A 22372-nucleotide genomic window follows, 5' to 3' on the forward strand; every position below is an offset into this window, starting at 1 on the left:
CTCCAGACCCTGCTCAGCGTCTGGACCGGCGCCTGCCGCACCTGCCTGCAGCCCATCCCGACTCGACGCCCGACCCCAACAGACACGACATAACAAAGCACTACTAGAACCGCGCGGTGCTTTCCCGCTGGATCAGCGATGTCGCAAGCTCGATGCGATCAGTCGAGATTGTGAGGTTCTTCCGGTCACGGATGATGAGGTCGGCGGCGGCCGCGGCCATGTCCGCGAGCGGCTGGCGGATCGTCGTCAGGGGCGGTCCGGCCCAGCGGGCCAGCGATAGGTCGTCGTAGCCGACGACCGAGAGCTCCTCGGGGATACGGATCCCGAGCTCGCGGGCCGCCGCGTAAACGCCGAGCGCCTTCAAGTCGCTGGTGGCGAAGATCGCCGTCGGGCGCCCGTCTCGGGCAAACAATCGGAGCGCGGCCTCGGGCCCTGTTTCATCCTGGAACTCGTCCGAGACGACCAGGTCGGGGTCGATCGGGAGTTCTGCAGCCTCCATCGCGGAGCGGAACCCGGCGACGCGCGCGCGGGTCGCCATGAGGTCGCTCGGCCCTGAGATGAGCCCGATTCGCCGGTGGCCGAAGTCGATGAGGTGTCGGACGGCTGCTACACCGCCGGCCCAGTTCGTCGAGCCCACCGACGGCGCGTCCGGCGGCGGGTCGCCCGACGGATCAACGATGACGAATGGAATGTTCCGGGAGTGCAGTTGCGCCCGGTTGCTCTCCGGCAGCTCGGACGCGACGAGGATGACGCCTGCGGGCCGCCTCTGCGCGACGGCGCGCGCCCACCCCGGTGCGACACCGAACCGCACGCCGCTCTCGACGACGCTCAGAGTCAGATCGTTGGCCACCGCAACGCGCGACGCGCCTCGGATCAGCTCGATCGCCCACTCGCCTGCGAGCGAACCGAACACCAGTTCGATCTGAGGCGTGTAGAGACGCTCCGATCCGCGCTTCTGGTAGCCGGCCTTCTCGAGCGCCTTCGCGACACGTTCGCGAGTCTCGGGCGAGACCCCTTTGCGGTCGTTGAGCACCTTCGACACCGTGGCGACGGACACAATCTCGGCAGCGGCGATGTCGGCGAGAGTGGGACGGTCCGCGCCGACGCCGACGCCGACGCTCGCGGATGAGCGAAGCGACATGGCGTGAGTGTAGCCACATGGCGGGCACTTCGAAGAAAACCTGGCGGTCGCCAGGAGCGAAAACTTTCCAATCTTGGCGCGTAATATTGACGCGTACGATGCCGACACTTACGTTGACGGACGGCACGTGGACGTGCCATCCACCCGCCGGGGACTCGTGTCCCCGGCGGTCCCAAAAGAGGAGAACGATGAGGTTTCGTGGACGAAAAGGCATCGGCCAGCGCGCTGTCGCGGTGGCGGCCCTGGTGGGTGCGCTCGCCGTGACCAGCGCCTGCGGTGGCGGGTCCTCGGCGCCGGCTGCCGACGACTCGGCGACGTCGGGTGCGATCACCTGGTGGGGCTGGACGCCGGAGCTCGGTGTCGGCGAGAAGTACATCGAAGCGTTCAACAAGGCGTTTCCGGACATCAAGGTCACCTACAAGCAGGTGGCCACGGCGGACTACGACTCCGCGATTCGTCCTGCGCTCGCCTCGACCGTGGGACCGGACGTGTTCAACATGGCCCCCGGCGGCGGCATCGGCTCCGTCCAGGCGTACGGCGACTTCGCCGTCGACATCAAGCCGGCCGCGGAGAAGACGCTCGGCGCCGACTGGGAGAGCAAGCTCATCTCGCTCGGCCCGCAGGGCCTGACCGACAAGAACGGTGTGCTCAAGGCACTTCCGGTCGGGTCGACGTTCGCGGGCACGCTCTGGGTCAACCCTGACATCTTCGCGAAGTACGACCAGAAGGTGCCGACCACGCTCGACGAGTGGATCAACACCTGCAAGGCATTCCAGGCCGGGGGCCAGGTGTGCTTCGAGCAGGGCGCCGGTGACAACGGCTTCAACCAGGACCTGATCCACTCGATCGCCGACAGCATCAAGCCGGGCGTCTGGGCCGACGCGGCCGAGGGCAAGGCGAAGTGGACCGACCCGACGATCGTCGAGGCGTTCACGATCTACCGCGACATGTTCGACAACGGCATCATGCAGCCGGGCGCCCTGGGCATGCAGCAGTACCCGGACGTGAACAACGACTTCATCTCCGGCAAGGCCGCGATGGTCCTCATGGGCACCTGGTACATGCAGTACTCGACCGTCGACGGCGCGACCGCCGCCGTCAACGCCTCCGGCGTCGCCGGAGCGAAGCCGTTCCCGATCGTCGCCGCCAAGTTCCCGGACATGACTGGCGCGGGAAACCCGGCACCGCTGTTCGGCGACGCTGACTTCGGCGTGGCCGTGTCCGCGAAGTCCAAGTACCCCCAGGCCGCGGAGACCTTCGTCACGTGGCTGACCACGTCGGAAGCCGCGCAGCAGATCGTGGCGAACGCGCTGAACGACACTCCGTCGCTGGCCTCGATCAGCCCGAAGTGGGACGACATCAAGTTCGTCGACCCGAACCAGCAGCAGCCCGTGCTGGCAGAGCTGATCCAGCGCTCGAACGCCGTCACGGATCCCCGTCTCAGCAACATCAACACGGCCACGGGCCAGGCCCTGGGTGTAGCCATCCAGGCGGTCGCCACCAAGTCCGAGACGCCTGAGGCAGCGCTGGAGACCCTGGCGAGCACGGTTGCGGGCAGCTGACATGTCCGTTGCGACACCGGGCGCTCACACGGTTGCCGGGAGTGGGCCTCCCGGCAACCGCCGGCCGGCCGAGGCCGATCGGAGGAAGCCCCACCTCCTGCGCCCGCAGGGGTACACCTGGATCCTTCCGGCGTTCGTCATCTCGGTCGGGCTGATCTACTACGCGGTCGGCTACACCGGCTACATGTCCACCCTCGAGTGGAACGGCACGTCGCCGACCTCGACCTCGGTCGGGGCCGCGAACTACGTGCAGGCGTTCGGCGACCCGATCTTCTGGAAGGCGATCCGGAACACGGCGATCGCATTCGTGTTCACCTTCGTCCTGCAGACCGGGCTCGGCTTCGTCTTCGCTGCCATGCTGCACTCGCGCCCGATCGCCGGGAACGTCTACAAGGTCGTCCTCTTCCTCCCGGTCGTGCTCGCGCCGGCGATCACCGCGCCGGTCTTCCGCCAGATCTTCGCCGCCGACGGCCAGCTCAACCAACTGCTCTCGGCGATCGGCCTTGGCGGGATCGCGCAGCCGTGGCTCGCGCAGCCGTCGACCGCCCTCTGGGCCGTGCTGGTGATCATGGTCTGGCACGGCACCGGCCTCGCCGTGATCCTGTATTTCGCAGCGATGAGCCAGATCGACACGGAGATGCTCGAAGCCGCCGAGGTTGACGGTGCGGGCAACATGCGGAAGCTGTTCAGCATCATCCTTCCGAACGTCAAGGGCACCACGACCGCCCTCGCGACGCTCACGGCGATCGGGGTGCTGAAGATCTTCGACATCCCGTATCTCGTCACCGTCGGCGGCCCGAATTTCGCCACGGAGTTCCTCGGAACCATGATCTACCGGACGAGCATCCTGCTCGGTCAGGTGGGCTACGCCTCGGCCATCTCGATCCTGATGCTCGTCCTGGCGATCGCGATGGGGCTCATCTTCAACGTGCGTCGCCACCGTGACGGAAAGGGGGCGTGATGCTCACCGTTCGCTCGAAGTTCGGCCGGGTCGTTCTGCAGATCGTCCTGACGGCGCTGACCCTCCCGTTCTTCCTTCCCCTGGTCGCGATGGTGCAGGGGTCGCTCGCCGGGCAGGGCTGGGGGAACTACCGAGCGGTGCTCTCCGTGCCTGAGCTGCCGTTGTTCTTCCGGAACAGCGTGGTCATCGCCGCGATCACCATCGTGATCGTGTACAGCACCACGATGCTCGCGGCCTTCGGATTCGCGAAGCTGAGGATCCTCGGCCGCGAGGTGCTGTTCTGGATGATGCTGGTCGCGCTCACGCTTCCGGGCGTCGTCCTGCTCGCACCCCTGTTCGCGACGACGACGGCGCTCGGGCTCTACAACACCTATCTGGCGGTGGTCCTCCCGCTCGCGGCGCTGCAGATCCCGTTCGCAGTCCTACTCGCACGCAACTTCGCGCAGGGGATCCCGGACGACTTCATCGACGCCACGCGGATCGACGGTGCATCGACTCTCAAGGGGTTCTGGTACGTCGTCCTGCCGATGATGCGACCGATCGGTGCCGCGATCCTGATCTTCACCCTGATCGGCGCGTGGAACGACTACCTGTTCCCGCTCGTGTTCCTCGTCGACCCGTCCACCCAGACGATCACGCAACTGCCGTCCTTCTTCGTCGGGCAGTTCAGCAACGACCAGACGAAGGTGCTCGCGTCCGCAGTCATCACCGCGATACCTGAGGTCGTCGCCTACCTCTCGCTCCAGCGGCTCTTCGAGCGCGGCCTCGCAGCCGGCGCGCTCAAGTAGTCGAGCGCATCCCTTCCCTGTCCCACATCGAAAGTCGTGTGAATTCCGCATGCCCCGAACTCTCTCGGCCGGCCAGCGCGCCGAGCTGTACGTCTACGACCTGGCGACTGGCGAGGCCCGGCTTCGTCTCACATCTCACGACCTGCTGTTCGAAGCGCCCAACTGGACCCCCGACGGCCGCGACCTCGTCGTCAACGGCGACGGCCGGCTCTTCCGTCTCGGTCTCGACGGCGGCGACCTCGTCGAGATCCCGCTGCCCGGCGTCGACCCCATCAACAACGACCACGTGATCAGCCCCGATGGCAAGACTGTGTACGTCTCCAGCGACGACGGCCACATCTACGCGGCCCCGTTCGGCGGTGAGGGCGAGATCCGCCGCATCACCACCGACAAGGGCGACGCGTTCCGTCACTACCTGCACGGCGTGAGCCCCGACGGCAAGACTCTCGCCTACATCGGGCTCGAGTTCCTGCCTGACGACGGCGTGCGGACCAACGTGTTCCTCATCGACGTCGCGTCGCACGAGGAACGGCAGCTCACCGATGACGACTTCCAGGACGACGGGTCCGAGTTCTCCCCCGACGGCGCCTGGGTCTACTTCAACTCCGAGCGCGGCTCGACGACGCCGGGCCACGCCCAGCTCTTCCGCGTCCCGGTGGGCGGTGGCGAGCCCGAGCAGCTCACGCACGACGAGCGCGTGAACTGGTTCCCGCACCCGGACCCGGCCGGGCGCCGGATCGCTTACGTCAGCTTCCCTCCGGGGACGCTCGGGCACCCCGCCGACAAGGACGTGATCGTCCGCCTGCTCGACGAGGACGGCACGGTCCGCGACCTCAAGGCGCTGTTCGGCGGCCAGGGCACGATCAACGTGCCGAGCTGGGCACCCGACGGCACCGCCCTCGCTTTCGTCGCATACCCCGTCGGCTGAGCCTGAGCCGCGCTGCTCCCACATCGAAGGCGGAACTTTATGAACAACCCCATCCCGCTCGGCGGGTTCATCCAGATCGCCCTCGTCGTCGAAAACATCGAGACCGCGATCGACTCGTGGTGCGAGCTGTTCGACGTCCCGCGCCCCAGCGTGCGCGTCACGGAGGCCGTTCCCAATCACGACGAGACCTACCGCGGTGCGGTGGCCGCCTACGGCCTGAAGCTGGCCGTCATCGACTGCGCCGACCGCGGTTTCATCGTCGAGCTGCACGAGCCCGACCGCAACCCGTCCACCTTCCGCGAGTTCCTCGACAAGCACGGGAACGGCGTGCACCACGTCGGCTTCCAGGTCGGCGACGCCCGCGACGCCGTCATCGGCGAGCTCGAGGACATGGGCTATGTCATGCGGACGCTCGGGGCCGGCGGGAGCTGGACCATCGTCGACGCCGAGGACGCCCTCGGCGTGAACCTCAACATCAAGCCACACCTGTGACCAGCCAACACATAGGAAGCATTCGCATGACACAGCCGTCCGTGCAGCTGTACTCCGTCAGGGATGCCGTCGACGCCGACATCGACGCCGCGATCGACCGCGTCTCCCAGATCGGGTACACGCAGGTGGAGCCGTACGCGTTCCACAAGCGGGTCGCCGACTACCGGCGCGCCTTCGCCACCTCCGGCGTCACCGCACCGTCCGGGCACGCCCCCGTGATCGACTCCGTGCAGCCCGAGGCGATCTTCGACGCCGCGGCCGAGCTCGGGATCGGGTTCGTCATCGACCCCTTCATCCCCACAGAGCGTTGGCAGCAGGCCGACGACGTGCATCGCCTCGCTGACCGCGTCAGCGCCCTGGCCGAGCAGGCACGCGAGCGGGGACTGCGCTTCGGCTACCACAACCACCAGTGGGAGTTCGCCAACCAGATCGACGGGCGGTCCGCCTTCGAGCTGTTCGCGGAGCGCCTCGACCCCCGCGTCCCGCTCGAGATCGACACCTACTGGGCGACCGTCGGTGGCGCCGACACACCCGCCGTGCTGCGCTCGCTCGGCGAGCGCGTGCAAGCGCTGCACGTCAAAGACGGACAGGTCACCGGTGACATCGCGTCCGTGCTGCCAAGCAGCGAGGACGCACTCGTTGTCCCGGAGCGACTCAAGGCCGCCTACGAGAACCAGGCCCCCGCCGGGCAGGGCGACGTCGACATCATCTCGATCCTGCGCGCCGCCCCGCATGCCCTGCGCGTGGTGGAGTTCGACTCGTACAAGGGCGACGTCTTCGAGGGCATCACCGAGTCGCTCGCCTGGCTGGCCGCGAACGACGCACAGGAGGCGGTGTGAGCACCGGGGTCACGGGCGTCGGCATCATCGGCGCGGGGAACATCTCGACCCAGTACCTGACCAACCTGTCACGCTTCGCGGACGTCGAGGTGCGGTTCGTCGCCGACGTCGTCCTAGCGCGGGCGCATGCGCAGGCGACCCGGTTCGAGGTCGAGGGCCACGGCACCGTCGCCGAGCTCCTGGCGCGCGACGACATCGAGGTAGTGCTGAACCTGACCAACCCTGCAGCCCATGCCGAGGTCAGCCACCAGATCCTCGCCGCCGGCAAGCACGTGTGGAGCGAGAAGCCGCTGACGATGAACCACGCGTCCGCCGTCGGGCTGCTCGCCGCTGCCGACGCGGCAGGGCTGCGCGTGGCGTGCGCCCCGGACACGGTCCTCGGCGCCGGCATCCAGACAGCGCTGCGGGCCATCGCCCGTGGTGACATCGGCGAACCGCTCACCGCGACGACGATGGTCCACCTGCCCGGACCCGAGTCGTGGCACCCGTCGCCCGACTTCCTGTACGCCAAGGGCGCCGGACCGCTATTCGACCTCGGGCCGTACTACATGTCCACGCTCGTGCTCGTGCTCGGCTCGGCCACGCGCGTTCAGGCGGTGTCCTCGACGTCGCGGCACACGCGCACGATCGGCTCGGGACCCCGCGCCGGTGAGACGTTCCCGGTCGAGGTGCCGACTCATCACGCCGCGCTCATCGAGTTCACCGGTGGACGCTCCGCACAGTCGACCTTCTCGTTCCAGCACGCCCTCCCCCGGAGCGGGTTCGTCGAGATCAACGGCACCGATGGCACGATCAGCCTGCCGGACCCGAACAACTTCGACGGCGCGAGCACGCTCTGGCGGTACGGCAGCGACCAACCGACAACGCTCCCTGCTGCCGGCTCGAGCGATGGCCGCGGAACCGGCGTCGTAGACCTGGTGCGAGCCATCCGCAACGATGTGCCCGAGCGCGCGTCGGGGCGCCTCGCCGCGCACGTGCTCGACATCTTGCTAGCCGTGACCGAGGCGGCCGAGACCGGCACCGCGGTGCAGCTCACGTCGACGGTCGCCCCTCCCGAGGCAGTCACGGCAGCATCCCCTGCCCCGTCGAACGGCCTCGTCGAAAGCCGGCAGTACTAGTGTCCCGCGCCGCAAGTCCACCTCATATCTCGACGGCCCAGCTCCCCGCTGGGCGCACCGGCGCACGGCCCGAGTACGCCCGGTACGAGGACCGCGCCCCGGCACACCCAGCGGAAACCTGGATCCGCCGATATACGCACCGGACTTCCGGCGCGGGACGGTAGAGGGCGAGCGAGAAGCCCGGTTCGAGCAGCCAACCCGCCACGGCGGTGAACACCACACCGACGCCGGCATCGCCCGCGCTCGCCGGCCGATGAACCGGGGCACGGAGCAGGGAGCCGTCGTCGTCGCAGTCGGCTACGACGGCTCCGCCGACGACGCGATGGACTGGGCTCACCGGCGGGGGCGTCCCGCTGGCGCTGGGCGTGCTGCAGATCCTGGCCATCGACATCGGCACCGACCTGCTGCCGGCGCTCGCACTCGGCGCGGAACCGGAGGGCATCGCGGTGCCCAGTGAGTTCAAGAAGACCGACGACGGGCCAGGCCTGGTCGTCGAGTACGACGACGCCGAACTGCCGCTCGGTGCCTACCTCGCAGCTGCGGGTGCCGAGCTGAGCTTCGAAGATCGGATCGCGCTGGCCCAGCGGCTGGAAGAGCGTAGCGGGCTCAGGACAGCACGCGGATCTGGAAGGGGTAGTCGTACGGTCGGTCGTCAGCCGCGCGAACGGCGCCTTTGACGTGGCACCACGCGGACACCAGGAACAGCACGATGATCATCGGGATGCCGATCACCGCGCCGACAACGGTGAAGATCAGGAGCCAGCTGATCAAATAGAGCAACCAGAAACTCAGGTTGAAGTTGAACGCCCCGGCGGCTGCTCGGCGGGCGAACGGCTCGTTCTTCTGCACCAGCCACACGAGCAAGGGCCCGAGCAGGCTGAGTGCGCCAGCGCTCAAAAGCGCCGCGATCGGCGCCGACAGGTGAGCGAGGATCGCTCCGACCCGACTTCTCGCCGAGGGTGCCGCGACCGGGGTGTTGTCGACATCGCGCTGGTGGGGCTGGTAAGGCGACGACATCGGGGCCTCTCTTCCGCCGGCGGTCTCGTCTGCTCAACGACCGGGCCCATCCTATTGTGCCCAGCCTGGAATGGACGATCTCGGCGGGGCGACATTCGGTTGCGCAGGTTCGCGATCAGGCCGCCGGCCGTGCTGTCCTCGTGTCGGCTGGGGCTGGCCGACGACGACCTCCTCTGGCGTGCCACGACACGCTCGATGTCGCCGGCGTACTCAGCGCCCTCGACCGGGCACTGCCGCAGCAGCGGACCGTCGTGTTCGACGGGGGACGCTTCCTCGGCGAGGGCTTCAAGTACCTGGACGTACCCGCGCCGCAGTCGCAGGTGCTGTCGACCGCATTCGGCCCCACTGGTGCCGGTCAAGTTCAGCTTCCGTTCGCCATCCCGTCGCTGCGCCGGGACCCTCGACCGATACCAAGGAAACCGTGGAGACCGAGCCGCGCGACGACACCGCCGAACACCACCGAGGTGGAGCGCGGGAGCGCTTCGCCCGGCTCTGCGCCGCCGTCACGGCCCGCCTGCCCTTCGGCCTGTCCCGCATCGTGCCGTCGACGTTCGTGGGCTTCGCCGCGATCAACGGTTTCACCTTCTGCATCGACCTGCTGATCCTGACGGCGCTGCACACCCACTGGGGGGCGCCCTACGCGGTGGCGGTCGGCATCGGCTACGCCGTCGCGTTCGCGCTGAGCTTTGCGCTCAACCGCGTCCTCAACTTCCGATCGCACGATCCGGTCGGCCGCCAGACGCTCGTCTACGTCGGCGTCGTCGCCGTCAACTTCGCGCTCCTGGTCGGCGTCAGCTGCGGGCTCAACGCGATCGGGGTGCAGTACCAGGCCGCGCGGGTCGCGGCGGGCGCATGCGAGGGGTTCTTCATGTACTGCGCGATGCGCTGGCTCGTGTTCCGCGGAACCGACCGGCGGGCGCCGGGCCGGCTACCGCCGGCGCGGCGGTAGGTGAGGACGAGGGGTTTCACACAGCCCAGCACTCGGACGCGTGGGCCGGTTGCGGTCGTAACGTCGGTGGCATGGCAAAGAAGACCTGGTTCATCACGGGCGCTTCGCGGGGCTTCGGCCGGGAATGGGCGATCGCAGCGTTGGAACGCGGCGACTCGGTGGCCGCGACGGCGCGTGAGTTGTCCACGCTGGACGACCTTGCCGCAACCCACGGAGAGCGGTTCCTGCCCCTGCAACTCGACGTCACCGACCGCGACGCCGACTTCGCCGCCGTGCGGCAGGCACACGCGCGGTTCGGGCGCCTCGACGTGGTGGTCAACAACGCCGGCTACGGCCACTTCGGGATGGTTGAAGAGATCACTGAGGCCGAAGCCCGCGCGCAGCTGGAGACCAACCTGTTCGGGGCGCTTTGGGTCACCCAGGCGGCGCTGCCGTTCCTGCGCGAGCAGGGTAGCGGCCACATCCTGCAGGTCTCCTCGATCGGTGGGATCAGCGCGTTCCCGTTGGTCGGCATCTACCACGCCTCGAAGTGGGCGCTCGAAGGGATCAGCCAGTCGCTGGCCCAGGAGGTGGCGCAATTCGGCATCAAGGTCACGCTGATCGAGCCCGGTGGGTTCGCCACCGACTGGGCCGGCTCCTCGTCGAGCACGTCCCAGCAGATGCCGGCGTACATCGATTACCACGCACAGGTGCAGGAGCAGCGCCGCAATCGCGTCGGAACCCCTGGGGACCCGCGGGCATCCGCCGCAGCCGTGCTGACGCTCGTGGATGCCGACGAGCCGCCGCTGCGATGCTTCTTCGGTACGGCGCCGCTGGCTATCGCAAAGGCCGACTACGAGCAACGTCTGGCGACGTGGGAAAAGTGGCAGCCGGTGGCGGAGCTAGCGCAGGGCAATGCCAAAGGCGTTCAGTGACGCCGGGACGGACGCGGTGAAGCTGCCGCGGCCCAAGACGTTGAGGTTCTCGTGCTTGAGCGGGGACAACCACACTTGGCGGGCTCCCAGGGGATGGAACCCTGAACCCACGGATTAAAAAGGATCGCTCGGTACGGCCCAGGGCCTCAACCAGGAACTACAGCATCGATCCCCGCCGCGACGACCTCGACGACAACAGCAGCCAACGCGACTTCGTGTCATGGCTCGTGTCACGCCCGAGCAGGTCGCCTGCCACCGACCCCGGCCGCCGGCCCAGCGGTGGGCCGTCACGCTTGCTCGCCATCGAGGTGTTCGCGAACCGCATCGAACAGGTCGGGCATGAGCTCGTCGACCTGGCTGCGGTTGAGCCAGCGCATCTCCACGAGTTCGTCCGGCGAACGGCGCGGACGGCATATCCGGCTCTGGGTGTGCAGGCGATGTAGATGAGCGCCTGCTCGGTCACCGGGTGGGTACGGCGCCCGATCTCGTGGTCGGCGGCCACGACGAGGCCGGTCTCCTCGGCGCACTCGCGGACGGCGGCCTGCTGCGCGGTCTCACCCTCCTCGAGGGATCCCCCGGGAAACACCCAGCGCGGTACGCCGTCCCGGCGGCGGCCGGCCAGAACCCCGAGCGGAGACGTCACCACCGCCACCACCGCTTCGGCGCCCTCAGCCGACCCCAGCAGATCCGGTGTGTCGGACGGCTCCCGGGCGAGAGGTTCGGGGAGGGTGCTGACCTGCACGTGGTGCGACAGGGCCGCCAGCGCGGCGGCCAGCCAGCGCCGCTCCTGATCATCCCGGCAACGCCCGGCCACCTCCTCCACGGTGCGGTTCAGCCCGGGCAACGCATCGATCACCGGCACCGGCGCCGGCTCGAAGTCCAACCCGCGCTCCGCCGCCACCCGCGCCAACAGCTCGGCCACCTCCTGAACGGCCGTCGTCCACTCGGACGGGTGCCTCGGGTTGGTCGGGTCGCTGGGCATGCACCGGATGGTGCCCGATCCCGCCCCGCAGCGGGCGCGTTCATCCACAGCCCGCAGACCGTGTCCACACCATCGAGTCACCGGGGGCGCCATCCGTACGGCGGGCGGTCAGAGGACGCGGAACGCGACGCTCCAGACGCCACCGCAAGCCCCCCGGGCGAACGCAATCGCTGAGCGCTGCGCCAGGTCATTGCGCCAGCTCATGGCGTCGATGGTGAGCCCGCCGAGTGCGGCGATGCCGCCGACGGTGCTGGGGTTCGGCCGGGTTGGCTGAGCACGAGCATGGAAGGGTGGCCGACGAACTTGGCTCCGGCCGGCCCCAGAACCGAAGCCGGATGCCGACGGTAGGTCCTTCGCCCGCGTACCCCTGAGCACCCCACGCTCGATCGTGCACCTCGGGAGGTCAAGATCCCGGTCGTATCACCCGATCGCAGACGCTCCAGCACAGTCGTGAGCGAGGCATAGGCTCACCGGGTGAGTGCCCAACGGTCATCTCGGGGCCACATCATTGTGGCGGCACTGCTGGGCGTCTCCGCGGCGGCCCACGGAGGCCTCGCGCTGACCTCGACGGCGAGCCCCGCCTTCGTCGTCGCTCTCTCCGGGCTGCTCACCGTCGCAGCAATCGCACTGGTGCTGGTCGGCCTGCTCGTCGAAGCAGCCCGTTTCGGCGGCGACCGTGAAGACCACTGGCTGCTCGCCTGCGCGATCATGGGCGCGGTCGGGGTCGCGGTCGGGGTCGCCGGCCCCCTCGTCGGGACATGGCTGGCGGTCTCCAGACCCGGCTCGAACGGTGGGCTGAACCCGTGGAGCCTCGGGGCGCTGCTGATCGATGCGCTGACAGTGCGAGTAGCGATCTTCACGCTCCGGCGTTCGCCGACCCCAGCGCCGGGCAGATCTACGCGATGAGACCGGCCGATCGCGGCCAAGAACTCCATGAACCGCCCCGGTGTGCCCGGAGACTATGACGTTGGCTGACTGCCCTCACCGAGGCCGGCTCCGCGCCGCGGCCCCGTTCTCCCGCCGCGCACAGGCCGCCGCCACGATGGACACCGCGGACATGACGATCAATCGGTCCGTCCCGGCAAACGCGGGTCGGTCTCGTCGAACGGCGCACCCCGACGATCGAGCCCGACAACCCGCGGAAGGTTCGCAAATGACGGGGTAGCGCTGGGCGTCGGCGTGCAATCGTCAGAGGAACGTCACGCGGGTCGCTTCCTGCTTGCCTTGGGCGAAACCGGCACCGGCGGCGGGGATGCGGGTGGCGGGATCCATCGGGTTCGTGCCCAATGCGGCTCGGGAATCGGCGTCCGGTGTGATCACCTCGACGCGGCTGCCCTGCTTGCGCAGGCCTTCGACCTGGCCTGCCAGGTCCGCGCCCCATTCCGGTGGTCTGCGCAGGCCCTCGAACTGGCCTGCCAGGTCCGCCCCGTTCCAGTGGTGTCCGGCTCCGTCCGCCCAACGGCGAGAGCACCACGACGTTCGCATAGCCCGAGGCAAGGTCTGCGTTGTCGGGGGAGCGCACGCCACCGTCGATGCAGCGAGTGCCGTTGATGCTGTGCGTTGGGGACAAGCCGGGCAGCGCGCAGCTCGCGGTGACCGCGTCCACCAGGTCGACGCCGGAATCGCGGTCGAACACAGCCAACTCGCCGGTACGCGCGTCGACGGCCACCACAATCATCGGCCTGTCCGGCCATTCAGGGCGAGGCAACCTGGCGGCGACCATTGCGCGCCGCTGTCCCGCGCACTCATCCGCTCGAACACCGTGGCCATCGGCAGGGACGGCGGCCGTTCCCGGTGCTGTCCGACCGGTTGAACCGGCGGGGACAGCACCGAGGCCAACAGTTCGGCCGTCGGTATACCGCTGCGCACCTGCGCTGCCGCGGTGGCACCGGCCGAGGTGCCGACCACCAGATCGGCGGCCTCTGTCATATATCGAGACCAGCTTCGGCCAGGCCTGCGATGATACCGATCTCCCACGCATTTCCGGCGGCCCCACCATCGAGAACCAGAGCGACGTTGTGAACCATCTGCCCACTATTTCTGCCCGCGGACATTCCTGTCCATCGAAATACCAAGACCGTGCCTTACGGCCGGTTTCGCGGCTTCCAACAGGGCTGGTAGTGAGGCGGCTTCCGCAGTGGGGAGCCTGCCGGGCTTCGACGCGGCGTTGAGTGGGTTCAGCGGCACGCCTCGAACGCTAATGTGCGGCGGCGGGGACCAGGATCCGCTGACCGGCGGGGACTTGTTGGGCGCATCGGGACGGCGCGCCGGTCACTGCGCACCGAGCGTGACCGCCGCTCCTGCTGCGGCACCGCTATCGACGGCAGCTGAATCCCGCCGCGGCCGATGAGTTCCGCGCCGCCTCCTGGTCTACCTACCGACAGTTCCGGGCGAGCACGCGAGGATGAGCACATGACCGCACCAACCTGGACCAGCGACGTGTCGGGGACCGGCCAGTACGCCGAGGTCAACGGCCTGAACATGTACTTCGAGTCGCACGGGAGCGGGCGGCCGATGATCCTGCTGCACGGGGGGCTGGGATCGGGTGAGATGTTCGGGCCGATACTGACCCAGTTCGCCCAGGACCACCGGGTGATCCTTCCCGACCTGCAGGGGCACGGACGCACGGCCGACATCGACCGCCCGCTCGACGTGCGGCTGATGGCCGACGACACCGCTGCGCTGATCGAGCACCTCGGGCTGGACCGGCCCGACGTCGTGGGCTACTCGCTCGGCGGCGGTGTCGCGCTGCAGACCGCGGTGCGGCACCCGGCGACGCTCCGCAGGCTGGTCGCGGTGTCGGCCAACACCCGGTCGGACGCCATCTACCCGGAGATGCGCGAGCAGCAGGGTCAGGTGAGCGCGGCAGCGGCCGAGTTCATGAAGGAGACGCCGATGTACGAGCTCTACCAGCGAGTGGCACCGCGCCCGGAGGACTTCCCGCGGCTGCTGGACAAGATCGGCGAGTCGATGTCGCACGGGTTCGACTTCGACGACGACGTCCGCGGCCTCCAGGTCCCGACCCTGGTCATGGCCGCCGACGCCGACATGGCGCCACCGAGCCACTACGTCGAGGTGTTCGGCCTGCTCGACGGCGGTCTCCGCGACGGTGGCTGGACGGGTGAAGGCCGCCCGAAGGGTGGTCACGCGCTCTCGATCCTGCCCGGGCTCACCCACTACGACATCGTGGACTCACCGCTGTTCGCCGCGACTGCGCTGGCGTTTCTCGACGCCGAGTGAGGATCGGCGCGGGAGGCCCCCGGAGCGGCCGCCCGGCGATCGCGCGTCCGGACGGGCTTGATCGGTGCGTGCGTCATGGTCGGCCTGGTCGTCGCCCACCTCTCCGGCGCTCGGTTCGAAGCCGATCAACGTGGGCTCACCGACGACCTCGCCGCGTTCTCTTTCGAACCGTCACCGCTGCACGACGCGCTCGCCGCCGCTGATCTCACGACCGATCCAGGTGGTGAACGTCTGTGGCGATTCTCGCCCTCCTGTCGTTCGCATGACCGTAGCGCGCAGTGGCATCACTGCCGAGACCGTCGCAGCGGCCGCCCCCACCACACCCCCGCAACGATCCTGGACCCGCCGCATGGGCGTCGTGCTCGACTCCATGCGTGGCCGCGTCTTCATCACCCGGTTCCAATCACGACTGACCGAGCCCCACGACGGCTGGCCGGCGATGCGCACCGAACTCACCGCCCTGCTCACCGATGTCACCAACGACCGCACATCCCAGCATCCGCGGAGCGGCAGTCCAGTGGGGCGCAAGAAATTCGCGACTCGGGGAACGTCTGACCGGCTTCCTCGTAGGTACCCGCTCTCCTCGTCGTGTCGGCTGAGCCAAGGGCGCTGGAGGCATCGCAGCGCGATGGCGCAGCAGCCCTTGAGCTAGTCGGCGCGCAACGATCATCGGCGGCGGAGGGAGATCGTCGCCTCCAGTTCACGACGTGCCACATCACATCGAGGAAATTGTTCCGCACGTCGCGAAGTCTCTCCCAGGGAGGAGGCGCGCTCTGCTTCGAGTTCGCCCAGAGTTCGGCTACCAGCGTCTCAGTGAAACCGGCGTCGCCTGCGCGGCAAGTACGCCGAGCGGGACGGGGACACGAGCACGTTCCACCGTTGGCCGAAAGCTGGTTGCCAAACGGTGCGCGGACGGGATGGTGCGGGAGACTGCATCGATGACTACTGAGTACACCCGGAGTGACCAGTTCCGTGGTGCCCGCGTCAACCTGTGCGACCTTGCCGGCCTCGAGATCCGAGATTGCGAGGTCAGCGGTCTGAAGATCGTCGACTGCTACGGGAGCGAAGTCTACCTCGGTGGCGACTTCGAGCGTCTCGTCGTCAACGACGTCGACGTGACCGCCTACGTCGAGGCCGAGCTCGACCGGCAGCACCCCACACGGGTGCTGGCGCGTGACGCCGCGTCCCCCGACGACTACCGGACTGCTTGGGATGCCATCGAGACGCTGTGGGAGGCGACGCTCGACCGCGCCAGACTATTGCCCGAGGCCACGCTGCACGAGCAGGTCAACGGCGAGTGGTCGTTGGTCGAGACCCAACGCCACCTGCTGTTCGCCGGCGATGCCTGGCTCGGCAATGCCGTGCTCGAGGAGGAAGCGCCGTACCACCCGTTGGGCTTCCCTGCCGGCGGGATGCCGCCCGACGCGACGGCGAAGCTCGGGCTCACCCTCGAAGCCACCCCGACACTCGACGAGGTGCTCGCGCCGCGGCTCGCCCGCATGGCCACGATGCGGCGCGCCATCGACGGGCTCACCGGAGCCGAGCTCGATCGCGTATGCGGTCGCAAGCCGGCGGACCCGTATCCCGATCAGGAGTACGTCGTGCGCCGCTGCCTCAAGGTGGTGCTGAAGGAAGAGGCCGAGCATCACCGTTATGCGGTGCGCGACCTCGCGGTGCTCGAGGCCGGTGCCTGAACCGGGTGAGGGCGCGCGTGCCACCGGCTAACGCCCGCCGAGCAGGAGCGCCGACGCGGTCGGAATGACTTCCAGCCGCGTTGCGTGCTGCTACACCCGGCTCCTCAACTCCCGTCCCTGCCGGGCCAGGCGTCCTCGATCATCCGCTCGATGTCCTGCGCGTTGCCGATAGCGCGGGCCGGAGAATGATCGCCGTCCCCGATTGGGGGATACTCGTTCCACGGACACGTTCCGTGACACACACAGAGACCCATAGATGCCCTCTGAAAAAAATGGAGCCGCTTTGGGGAGTCGAACCCCAGACCTACGCATTACGAGAAAGTCTGTCACCGGGTACACCGTACACACACAGTCCATCCGTGCACGTCAGAAGCTGAACGATGCTCAGGCGGCACCATCGGTACGCCTGCATCTCGTTTAACGAATGATTCCACGCGCCGCTCCTTGAGATCGGATCCGGCGCTGCTCCGGTTACTCGCGGTGTCTGCGGAGCAGATATCCCAGCATCTCCACACGGCGTGCTCCAGATCGCCGTGGTCCGCCGCGCCAGCCCAACCCGATGACGTCGGGATCGCGGTACGTACTCGCCGCTGCAGGCGGCCGGGTCAGCCCTCACCCCAGCCAGGAGCCGGCACGATGGCAGATCATGCGTGGCCCTGACTGGCATCTGATCCGTAGTTCGACATCCGACACGTTCACCACTGTCAACGGCAGGCGAAAGCTGGTTCTGGCACGGTTTCCGTGAAGGACCCGGGCTCGAGCGCCGCTGGGTGGCTTAGTTGATCATGGGGATGGTGTGCTGATCTTGAACTGGTGAAGGTCCTGTTCCCGCATCTGGCCGAGTTTCGGATCGACGGTGTGCGCGTCGCTGGCCCTGTGGTGCGTATCGAGGCCGGCACCCTGGGCGGCGAGGTTGCTTGTCCTGGCTGCGGGGTCGTGTCGGACAGGGTGCATAGCCGATATCACCGCCAGCTGCTGGACACGGCTGTGGCCAGCCGGGAGACGCTGATTCGGTTGCGGGTGCGCCGGTTGTTCTGCGTCAACTCCGACTGCGGCAGGAAGACCTTCGCCGAGCAGATGCCGGGATTGGCCGCTCGGCACGCACGGCGCAGCACAGTGCTTGACCGGGTCCTGCAGGCGGTTGCTCTGGCGGTGGCGTGCTGGTGCGCGGCTGACCCGGCGTCTGGCGGCCGCGGTCAGTCGGATGACTTTGCTGCGGCTGATCCGCGCGTTGCCTGATCCGGATCTGCCGACGCCTCGTGTGCTCGGTGTGGACGACTTCGCCCTGCGACGGGGCCACCACTATGGCACGATCTTGATCGACATCGAGTCCCGGCGCCCGGTCGATGTGCTGGCCGACCGCACCGCCGAGACGCTGAGTGCCTGGCTACAGGCCCACCCGGGCGTCGAGATCATCTGCCGGGATCGCCACCCACCGTCCGGCGCGTCACGGGCTGGATCATGACCGACCCGCAGAACATGGATCCCGACGATCAGCAGCTCCTCGACGCGATCCTTGCCCGCAGCCCGCACCTGGCCGCGCTCGCCGGGCACGTCCGATCGTTCGCCACCATGATGTGCCAGCTGCGCGGGCACGAACTCTAGACCTGGCTGACCGCACCCGACGCCGATGACCCACCCGCCCTGCGCTCCTTCACCCTCGGCATCCGGCGAGATCAGGACGCCGTCACCGCCGGGCTGACCCTCCCCTGGAACAGCGGCCGAGTCGAAGGACACGTCAACCGGATCAAGATGCTGAAACGACAGATGTTCGGACGTGCCAAACCCGACCTCCTCCGCAAACGCATCCTGCTCAGCGACTGAGGCCATCCAGGGCAAGATCACGGAAACCGTGCCAGAACCCCTGCACGAACGGTGGAATGCTGGTGTCACCAACGCCAGCGCGCTCTACCGGGAGATCGCCGACCAGGGCTACTGCGGCAGACAGGGCACCGTCGCGGCTTACCTTGCACCGTTCCGTGATCTCGCAGCCGCACCACCGGTCGCAGCGGTGGTGCCCAAGGTGCGGGAAATCGCCTCGTGGATGCTGCGCCATCCCGACGACCTCGACGCCGAGCAGCAGCTTCGACTCAAACAGGTCCGGGCCGGCTGCCCCCATCTGGACGCCACCGCCGCACACGTCACGGCGTTCGCCAAGATGCTCACCGGACGGCACGGGGAACGCCTCGAGAGCTGGATGGCCGCCGTCGAGGCCGCCGACCTGCCCGACCTGCAGCGGTTCGTCACCGGGCTGCGCCGCGACCACGCCGCCGTCCCCAACGGACTGACCCTGACCTACAGCTCGGGGGCAGCCGAAGGCAACGTCAACCGCATCAAAATGATCAAGAGACAGATGTACGGCCGCGCCAAATTCGACCTGCTACGCAAACGAATCCTCCTCGCCGCATGACCTGCCAGCGCCAAGTCGATCACGGAAAGTGGGCCAGATCCAGTCAAACGGCCCCTCCCGAGATCGGGAGGGGCCGTTTGTGCTGGTGGGCGATACTGGGATCGAACCAGTGACCTCTTCGGTGTGAGCTGTGGGCGACGAGGTCGCTGAGTGCATCTGAGCAGGTCAGGCGGCGCGTTATGGTGGGACGGGGTAGCTGGCGATTGCTGGCGTAGCTGTACTTCTGCGCTGTACATCGACTGTGACCCGTACCCCGATCCAGACGCGCTCACGGGCCGCCGCCGACCCCGGAGCGGCCCACTCGCGGAATCAGCTCGGACCAGGGGCGAACGAGATGCTTCCCGATGACGTCAGGACGGGCGGTGCTCCCTCAGATCGCTCACCTTGATGCCGAGCAGCAGTACGGCGACGGCGAGCAGGACGATGCCGGCACTGATCTGCAGGCCGACGGCGAGACTTCCGGTGGCCGCCTGGATGAATCCCAGCAACGAGGGCGATGCAGCCGCGGCGAAAGAGCCCATCGAGGTCACGACGGCGATCCCGGTCGCCGCGGCCCGGTCGGACAGATAGATGGACGGGATGGAGTAGAAGACCGTCAGGCCCGAGTAGTGGGCAGCCGCGAGGATCGCCAGCAGCACGACGACGACCAGCACGCTCCCGTGGGAAAAGGAGATTGCGATCATTGCCAGCGCGGCGATGATCCAGCTTGTCGCGGCGTGCCAGCGTCGCTCGAGGGTGCGGTCGGAGTGCCGGCCCACGACCAGCATGACCACGATCCCGGCCAGTGGCGGCAGGGCCGAGAACAGGCCGAGGTTCAGCACGTCCCCGACCCCGGCGTCAGCAATGATCCGCGGGGTCCAGAACGAGACGGCGTTCGCGAGCGTGTAGGCGCCACAGGCACAGAGCCCGAGGATCCAGACCTTCGAGTCGCGCAGTGCCAGCAGCAGCCCACCGTGGCGCCCGGTGGCATCTTCGTCGTCCTTGCCGCCCTTGCCGACCTGGTCAGAGTCCAGGTCGGCGCGCACCGCCGCCTTCTGTGCCGGGCTCAGCCACGTCGCCTGCTCCGGCTCATCCACGAGCCAGAAGAGCACGACGATCGCCAGCAGGACCGGCGGAATGCCTTCGATCAGGAAGAGCCACTGCCAGTCGGCAAGCCCACCGACGCCGCCGAAGGCATGCATGATGCCACCTGAGATGAGCGAGCCGAGCACACCGGAGATCGGAACGCCGACGAAGAAGATCGCCGTCATGCGGGTGCGCCGGGCCGAGGGGAACCAGCGGGACAGGAAGAACAACGCGCCGGGGAAGAAGCCTGCCTCGGTGACGCCGAGCAGGAAGCGCGCGATGTAGAACGTGATCTCGTCCTGTACCAACATCGTCGCGATGGTGACAATGCCCCACAATGCCATGATTCGCACGAGCGTCTTGCGCGCCCCGATCCGGGCGAGCAGAGCGTTGCTCGGTACTTCGAACAGGATGAATCCGACGAAGAACAGGGTTACGCCCAAGCCGTAGACGGCCGGGCCGAAGCCGAGGTCACGCTGCAGGCCCTCCTGAGCGATCCCGATGTTTGTCCGGTCAATGAAGCTGACGACGTAGCAGATGACCAACAGCGGCATGACCCGCAGCGCGATCTTGCGGTAGGTCGCGGCGCGGTCGACCGCAGATCCGTCAGGTGCCTGCTCGTGCCGCTCGGTGGCGGGTATGGGTTCGGCCACGACGTTCGACTCCTTTGTCACGGGGGGCGGCGTCGCTGAGCGCGGCGGCGTCGAGAGTGTCGACGCCACCTGTTGATTTTGTCAACACTAAGTCCTCGGCCGCTACGATGACGGGCATGGTGGAGCGCGCGGACGGCAGAGACCTGGCCCCCATCTCCGAGTTGCTCTCCTACCGGCTGTCGCGCACGTCGTCGGCACTGTCGCGCAGTGCCGCCCTGCGATACCGCCGCGAGTTCGACGTCAGCCTGGGCGAGTGGCGGGCGATCGCCCTTATCGCGGCTGATCCGACGCTGACATTGAACCGACTCGCCCGGCGCGCCGGGCTCGACAAGGCCCAGATGAGCCGAGTGGTGAGCGGGCTCACCGAGCGGCGGCTCGTCAACCGGACCGCAGGCTCGGGCCGCACCTCGCAGCTAGCCCTCACCGAGGAGGGGATCGCGGTCTACCGCGGACTCATCGGAGCGGCAAACGAGCGGGACGCGACGTTCCTCGGAGTCCTGTCCCCCGACGAGACCGAGGTCCTCCAGCGCGCCCTCGACAAGCTCGCCGACCTCGCTCTCTTGATTGAACGACAGGAGCGTGAGCGCGTCGATTCTCCGTGAGTGTTGACTTCATCAACACTCACGCGTACTCCTGGAGCCATCGAAGGGGAGGTGGCTCGATGACCGACGCGGTCACGATCTGCGAGTGCTTCGCCCGCGACGGGCTGCAGCACGAACCGGCATTCGTGCCGACGGAGACCAAGGTCGCGCTGCTCGAGCGGTTCGTCGCCGCAGGTTTCATCCGGATCGAGGCAACCAGCTACAGCCATCCGGAACGGGTACCGGCCTTCGCCGACGCGAGCCTGGTGCTTGCCGGGGTGACCCACCGACCGGGTCTGGCCTTCAAGGCGACGTGCCCGAACCCGCGGGCCGTCGAGCGGGCACTCGCGGACCTCGACCGGGGCGCGGGTGCCGAGGAGCTGAGTCTCCTGGTGTCGGCGAGCGAGAGCCACACTGAGCGGAACCTGCGCACCACGCGGGAGCACCAGTGGGAGCGGGTCGTCGAGATGGCCCGTCTGGCAGGCCGCCGCTTCCGACTGATCGGCGTCGTGTCGGTCGCGTTCGGCTGCCCCTTCGAGGGGCGGGTGGATCCCGGCCGCGTCGCCGAGGACGTCGCCCGCTTCGTCGATCTGGGAGCCGATGCAGTCACCCTCGGCGACACGACCGGGGTTGCGACGCCCGGCGCCGTCGCCTATCTCTTCCACCGCCTGGACCGCTCTCATCCCGGTCTGCCGGTCGTCGCGCATTTCCACAACACTCGCGGGACGGGCATCGCCAACGCCGTAGCTGCTCTCGATGCCGGCTGCCGGCACTTCGATAGCGCAATCGGCGGGGTCGGTGGACATCCGTCGTCGATCAGCTACGGCGCCGGGCTCACCGGCAACGTCTGCACCGAGGACCTGGTGAGCCTGTTCGACGCGATGGGCATCGCGACCGGGCTCGACCTCGACACGCTGGCCGCAGCGTCCACCGCGTGCGAGGAGGCGCTGGGTCGACCGCTGTACAGCATGGTCGCCCGCGCCGGCTTCGCCCGCGCCGGAACCGCCGCCGTCCCCGCCTGACCGACTGCTCTACCTG

Annotated in this window: 25 protein-coding genes and 1 pseudogene; 19 read left to right on the top strand and 7 right to left on the bottom strand. The window is 68.1% G+C overall.

Annotated elements, in window-relative coordinates; translation table 11 throughout:
- Positions 1-103: 103 nt before the first annotated feature.
- Positions 104-1249, bottom strand: coding sequence for a substrate-binding domain-containing protein (locus tag ABD143_RS23585; RefSeq protein WP_343982357.1), 1146 nt, complete (start codon positions 1247-1249; stop codon positions 104-106).
- An 80-nt stretch (positions 1250-1329) separates the two neighbouring features.
- On the opposite strand from ABD143_RS23585, the gene ABD143_RS23590 reads away from it, so the two are divergent.
- The 8 genes from ABD143_RS23590 to ABD143_RS23625 all read left to right on the top strand — a co-directional run bounded on the left by ABD143_RS23590 (position 1330) and on the right by ABD143_RS23625 (position 8506).
- The gene (locus tag ABD143_RS23590; RefSeq protein ID WP_343982361.1) at positions 1330-2703 is read left to right on the top strand and encodes an ABC transporter substrate-binding protein; all 1374 of its coding nucleotides are present in this window, start codon (positions 1330-1332) and stop codon (positions 2701-2703) included.
- A 1-nt stretch (position 2704) separates the two neighbouring features.
- Positions 2705-3664, top strand: a complete 960-nt coding sequence (locus tag ABD143_RS23595; RefSeq protein WP_343982364.1) for a carbohydrate ABC transporter permease — start codon at positions 2705-2707, stop codon at positions 3662-3664.
- A complete protein-coding gene (locus ABD143_RS23600; protein ID WP_343982366.1) occupies positions 3664-4452 on the top strand; it encodes a carbohydrate ABC transporter permease in 789 nt (262 codons plus the stop codon). The genes ABD143_RS23595 and ABD143_RS23600 overlap by 1 nt, the downstream gene beginning before the upstream one ends.
- A 49-nt stretch (positions 4453-4501) precedes the next feature.
- The gene (locus ABD143_RS23605) at positions 4502-5380 is read left to right on the top strand and encodes a TolB family protein (protein WP_343982368.1); all 879 of its coding nucleotides are present in this window, start codon (positions 4502-4504) and stop codon (positions 5378-5380) included.
- 39 nt (positions 5381-5419) lie between these two features.
- Positions 5420-5872, top strand: coding sequence for a VOC family protein (locus ABD143_RS23610; RefSeq protein WP_343982371.1), 453 nt, complete (start codon positions 5420-5422; stop codon positions 5870-5872).
- Positions 5873-5898: 26 nt separating this feature from the next.
- Positions 5899-6711 (top strand): sugar phosphate isomerase/epimerase family protein, encoded by an 813-nt coding sequence (locus tag ABD143_RS23615; RefSeq protein ID WP_343982374.1) that lies wholly within the window; start codon positions 5899-5901, stop codon positions 6709-6711.
- Positions 6708-7829, top strand: a complete 1122-nt coding sequence (locus ABD143_RS23620) for a Gfo/Idh/MocA family protein (RefSeq protein ID WP_343982378.1) — start codon at positions 6708-6710, stop codon at positions 7827-7829. The genes ABD143_RS23615 and ABD143_RS23620 overlap by 4 nt, the downstream gene beginning before the upstream one ends.
- 365 nt (positions 7830-8194) lie before the next feature.
- Positions 8195-8506, top strand: coding sequence for a hypothetical protein (locus tag ABD143_RS23625; RefSeq protein WP_343982381.1), 312 nt, complete (start codon positions 8195-8197; stop codon positions 8504-8506).
- On the opposite strand, the gene ABD143_RS23630 is transcribed toward ABD143_RS23625, so the two are convergent.
- Positions 8436-8846 carry a DUF4870 domain-containing protein gene (locus ABD143_RS23630; RefSeq protein ID WP_343982384.1) on the bottom strand — a complete coding sequence of 137 codons (411 nt, stop codon included), beginning with the start codon at positions 8844-8846 and terminating at the stop codon, positions 8436-8438. The genes ABD143_RS23625 and ABD143_RS23630 overlap by 71 nt on opposite strands.
- 421 nt (positions 8847-9267) lie before the next feature.
- On the opposite strand from ABD143_RS23630, the gene ABD143_RS23635 reads away from it, so the two are divergent.
- Positions 9268-9795, top strand: a complete 528-nt coding sequence (locus ABD143_RS23635) for a GtrA family protein (RefSeq protein ID WP_343982387.1) — start codon at positions 9268-9270, stop codon at positions 9793-9795.
- A gap of 71 nt (positions 9796-9866) precedes the next feature.
- Positions 9867-10709 carry an SDR family oxidoreductase gene (locus ABD143_RS23640; RefSeq protein ID WP_343982390.1) on the top strand — a complete coding sequence of 281 codons (843 nt, stop codon included), beginning with the start codon at positions 9867-9869 and terminating at the stop codon, positions 10707-10709.
- A gap of 157 nt (positions 10710-10866) precedes the next feature.
- Here ABD143_RS23640 and ABD143_RS23645 read toward each other — a convergent pair whose 3' ends face one another.
- The gene (locus ABD143_RS23645; RefSeq protein ID WP_343982393.1) at positions 10867-11691 is read right to left on the bottom strand and encodes an NUDIX hydrolase; all 825 of its coding nucleotides are present in this window, start codon (positions 11689-11691) and stop codon (positions 10867-10869) included.
- Between the two features lie 474 nt (positions 11692-12165).
- Between ABD143_RS23645 and ABD143_RS23650 the strand changes: the two genes are divergently transcribed.
- Positions 12166-12597 carry a hypothetical protein gene (locus ABD143_RS23650; RefSeq protein ID WP_343982397.1) on the top strand — a complete coding sequence of 144 codons (432 nt, stop codon included), beginning with the start codon at positions 12166-12168 and terminating at the stop codon, positions 12595-12597.
- 282 nt (positions 12598-12879) lie between these two features.
- Here ABD143_RS23650 and ABD143_RS23655 read toward each other — a convergent pair whose 3' ends face one another.
- From ABD143_RS23655 to ABD143_RS23665, 3 genes and pseudogenes are all read right to left on the bottom strand, one after another.
- Complete coding sequence (locus ABD143_RS23655) at positions 12880-13176, bottom strand: hypothetical protein (RefSeq protein WP_343982869.1); 297 nt, start codon at positions 13174-13176, stop codon at positions 12880-12882.
- A 67-nt stretch (positions 13177-13243) separates the two neighbouring features.
- Positions 13244-13414 (bottom strand): annotated as a pseudogene (locus ABD143_RS23660) (patatin-like phospholipase family protein); the annotation flags it as partial.
- Positions 13366-13620, bottom strand: a complete 255-nt coding sequence (locus ABD143_RS23665; RefSeq protein WP_343982872.1) for a hypothetical protein — start codon at positions 13618-13620, stop codon at positions 13366-13368. The pseudogene ABD143_RS23660 and the gene ABD143_RS23665, both read right to left, overlap by 49 nt.
- 483 nt (positions 13621-14103) lie before the next feature.
- On the opposite strand from ABD143_RS23665, the gene ABD143_RS23670 reads away from it, so the two are divergent.
- The 6 genes from ABD143_RS23670 (at position 14104) to ABD143_RS23690 (ending at position 19035) form a co-directional block, all read left to right on the top strand.
- Positions 14104-14931, top strand: coding sequence for an alpha/beta fold hydrolase (locus ABD143_RS23670; protein ID WP_343982400.1), 828 nt, complete (start codon positions 14104-14106; stop codon positions 14929-14931).
- A gap of 707 nt (positions 14932-15638) precedes the next feature.
- Positions 15639-16625 (top strand): DinB family protein, encoded by a 987-nt coding sequence (locus ABD143_RS23675; protein ID WP_343982403.1) that lies wholly within the window; start codon positions 15639-15641, stop codon positions 16623-16625.
- An 813-nt stretch (positions 16626-17438) separates the two neighbouring features.
- A complete protein-coding gene (locus ABD143_RS23680) occupies positions 17439-17864 on the top strand; it encodes a transposase family protein (protein ID WP_343982406.1) in 426 nt (141 codons plus the stop codon).
- Positions 17830-18090, top strand: a complete 261-nt coding sequence (locus tag ABD143_RS38310) for a transposase (protein ID WP_379660074.1) — start codon at positions 17830-17832, stop codon at positions 18088-18090. Before ABD143_RS23680 ends, ABD143_RS38310 begins: the two co-directional genes overlap by 35 nt.
- Positions 18087-18230 carry a hypothetical protein gene (locus ABD143_RS38315; RefSeq protein WP_379660075.1) on the top strand — a complete coding sequence of 48 codons (144 nt, stop codon included), beginning with the start codon at positions 18087-18089 and terminating at the stop codon, positions 18228-18230. Before ABD143_RS38310 ends, ABD143_RS38315 begins: the two co-directional genes overlap by 4 nt.
- A gap of 247 nt (positions 18231-18477) precedes the next feature.
- The gene (locus ABD143_RS23690) at positions 18478-19035 is read left to right on the top strand and encodes a transposase (protein WP_343982412.1); all 558 of its coding nucleotides are present in this window, start codon (positions 18478-18480) and stop codon (positions 19033-19035) included.
- A gap of 350 nt (positions 19036-19385) precedes the next feature.
- Here the strand turns inward: ABD143_RS23690 and ABD143_RS23695 are convergent, their stop codons facing one another.
- A complete protein-coding gene (locus ABD143_RS23695) occupies positions 19386-20753 on the bottom strand; it encodes an MFS transporter (protein ID WP_343982415.1) in 1368 nt (455 codons plus the stop codon).
- A 116-nt stretch (positions 20754-20869) separates the two neighbouring features.
- Here ABD143_RS23695 and ABD143_RS23700 point away from each other — a divergent pair, with 116 nt between their 5' ends.
- The gene (locus tag ABD143_RS23700) at positions 20870-21355 is read left to right on the top strand and encodes a MarR family winged helix-turn-helix transcriptional regulator (RefSeq protein WP_343982417.1); all 486 of its coding nucleotides are present in this window, start codon (positions 20870-20872) and stop codon (positions 21353-21355) included.
- A gap of 59 nt (positions 21356-21414) precedes the next feature.
- On the top strand, positions 21415-22356 hold the full coding sequence (locus ABD143_RS23705; protein ID WP_343982419.1) for a hydroxymethylglutaryl-CoA lyase: 942 nt from the start codon (positions 21415-21417) through the stop codon (positions 22354-22356).
- Positions 22357-22372: the final 16 nt, after the last annotated feature.

It is taken from the genome of Pseudonocardia aurantiaca (assembly GCF_039526725.1).
Classification (GTDB): domain Bacteria; phylum Actinomycetota; class Actinomycetes; order Mycobacteriales; family Pseudonocardiaceae; genus Pseudonocardia; species Pseudonocardia aurantiaca.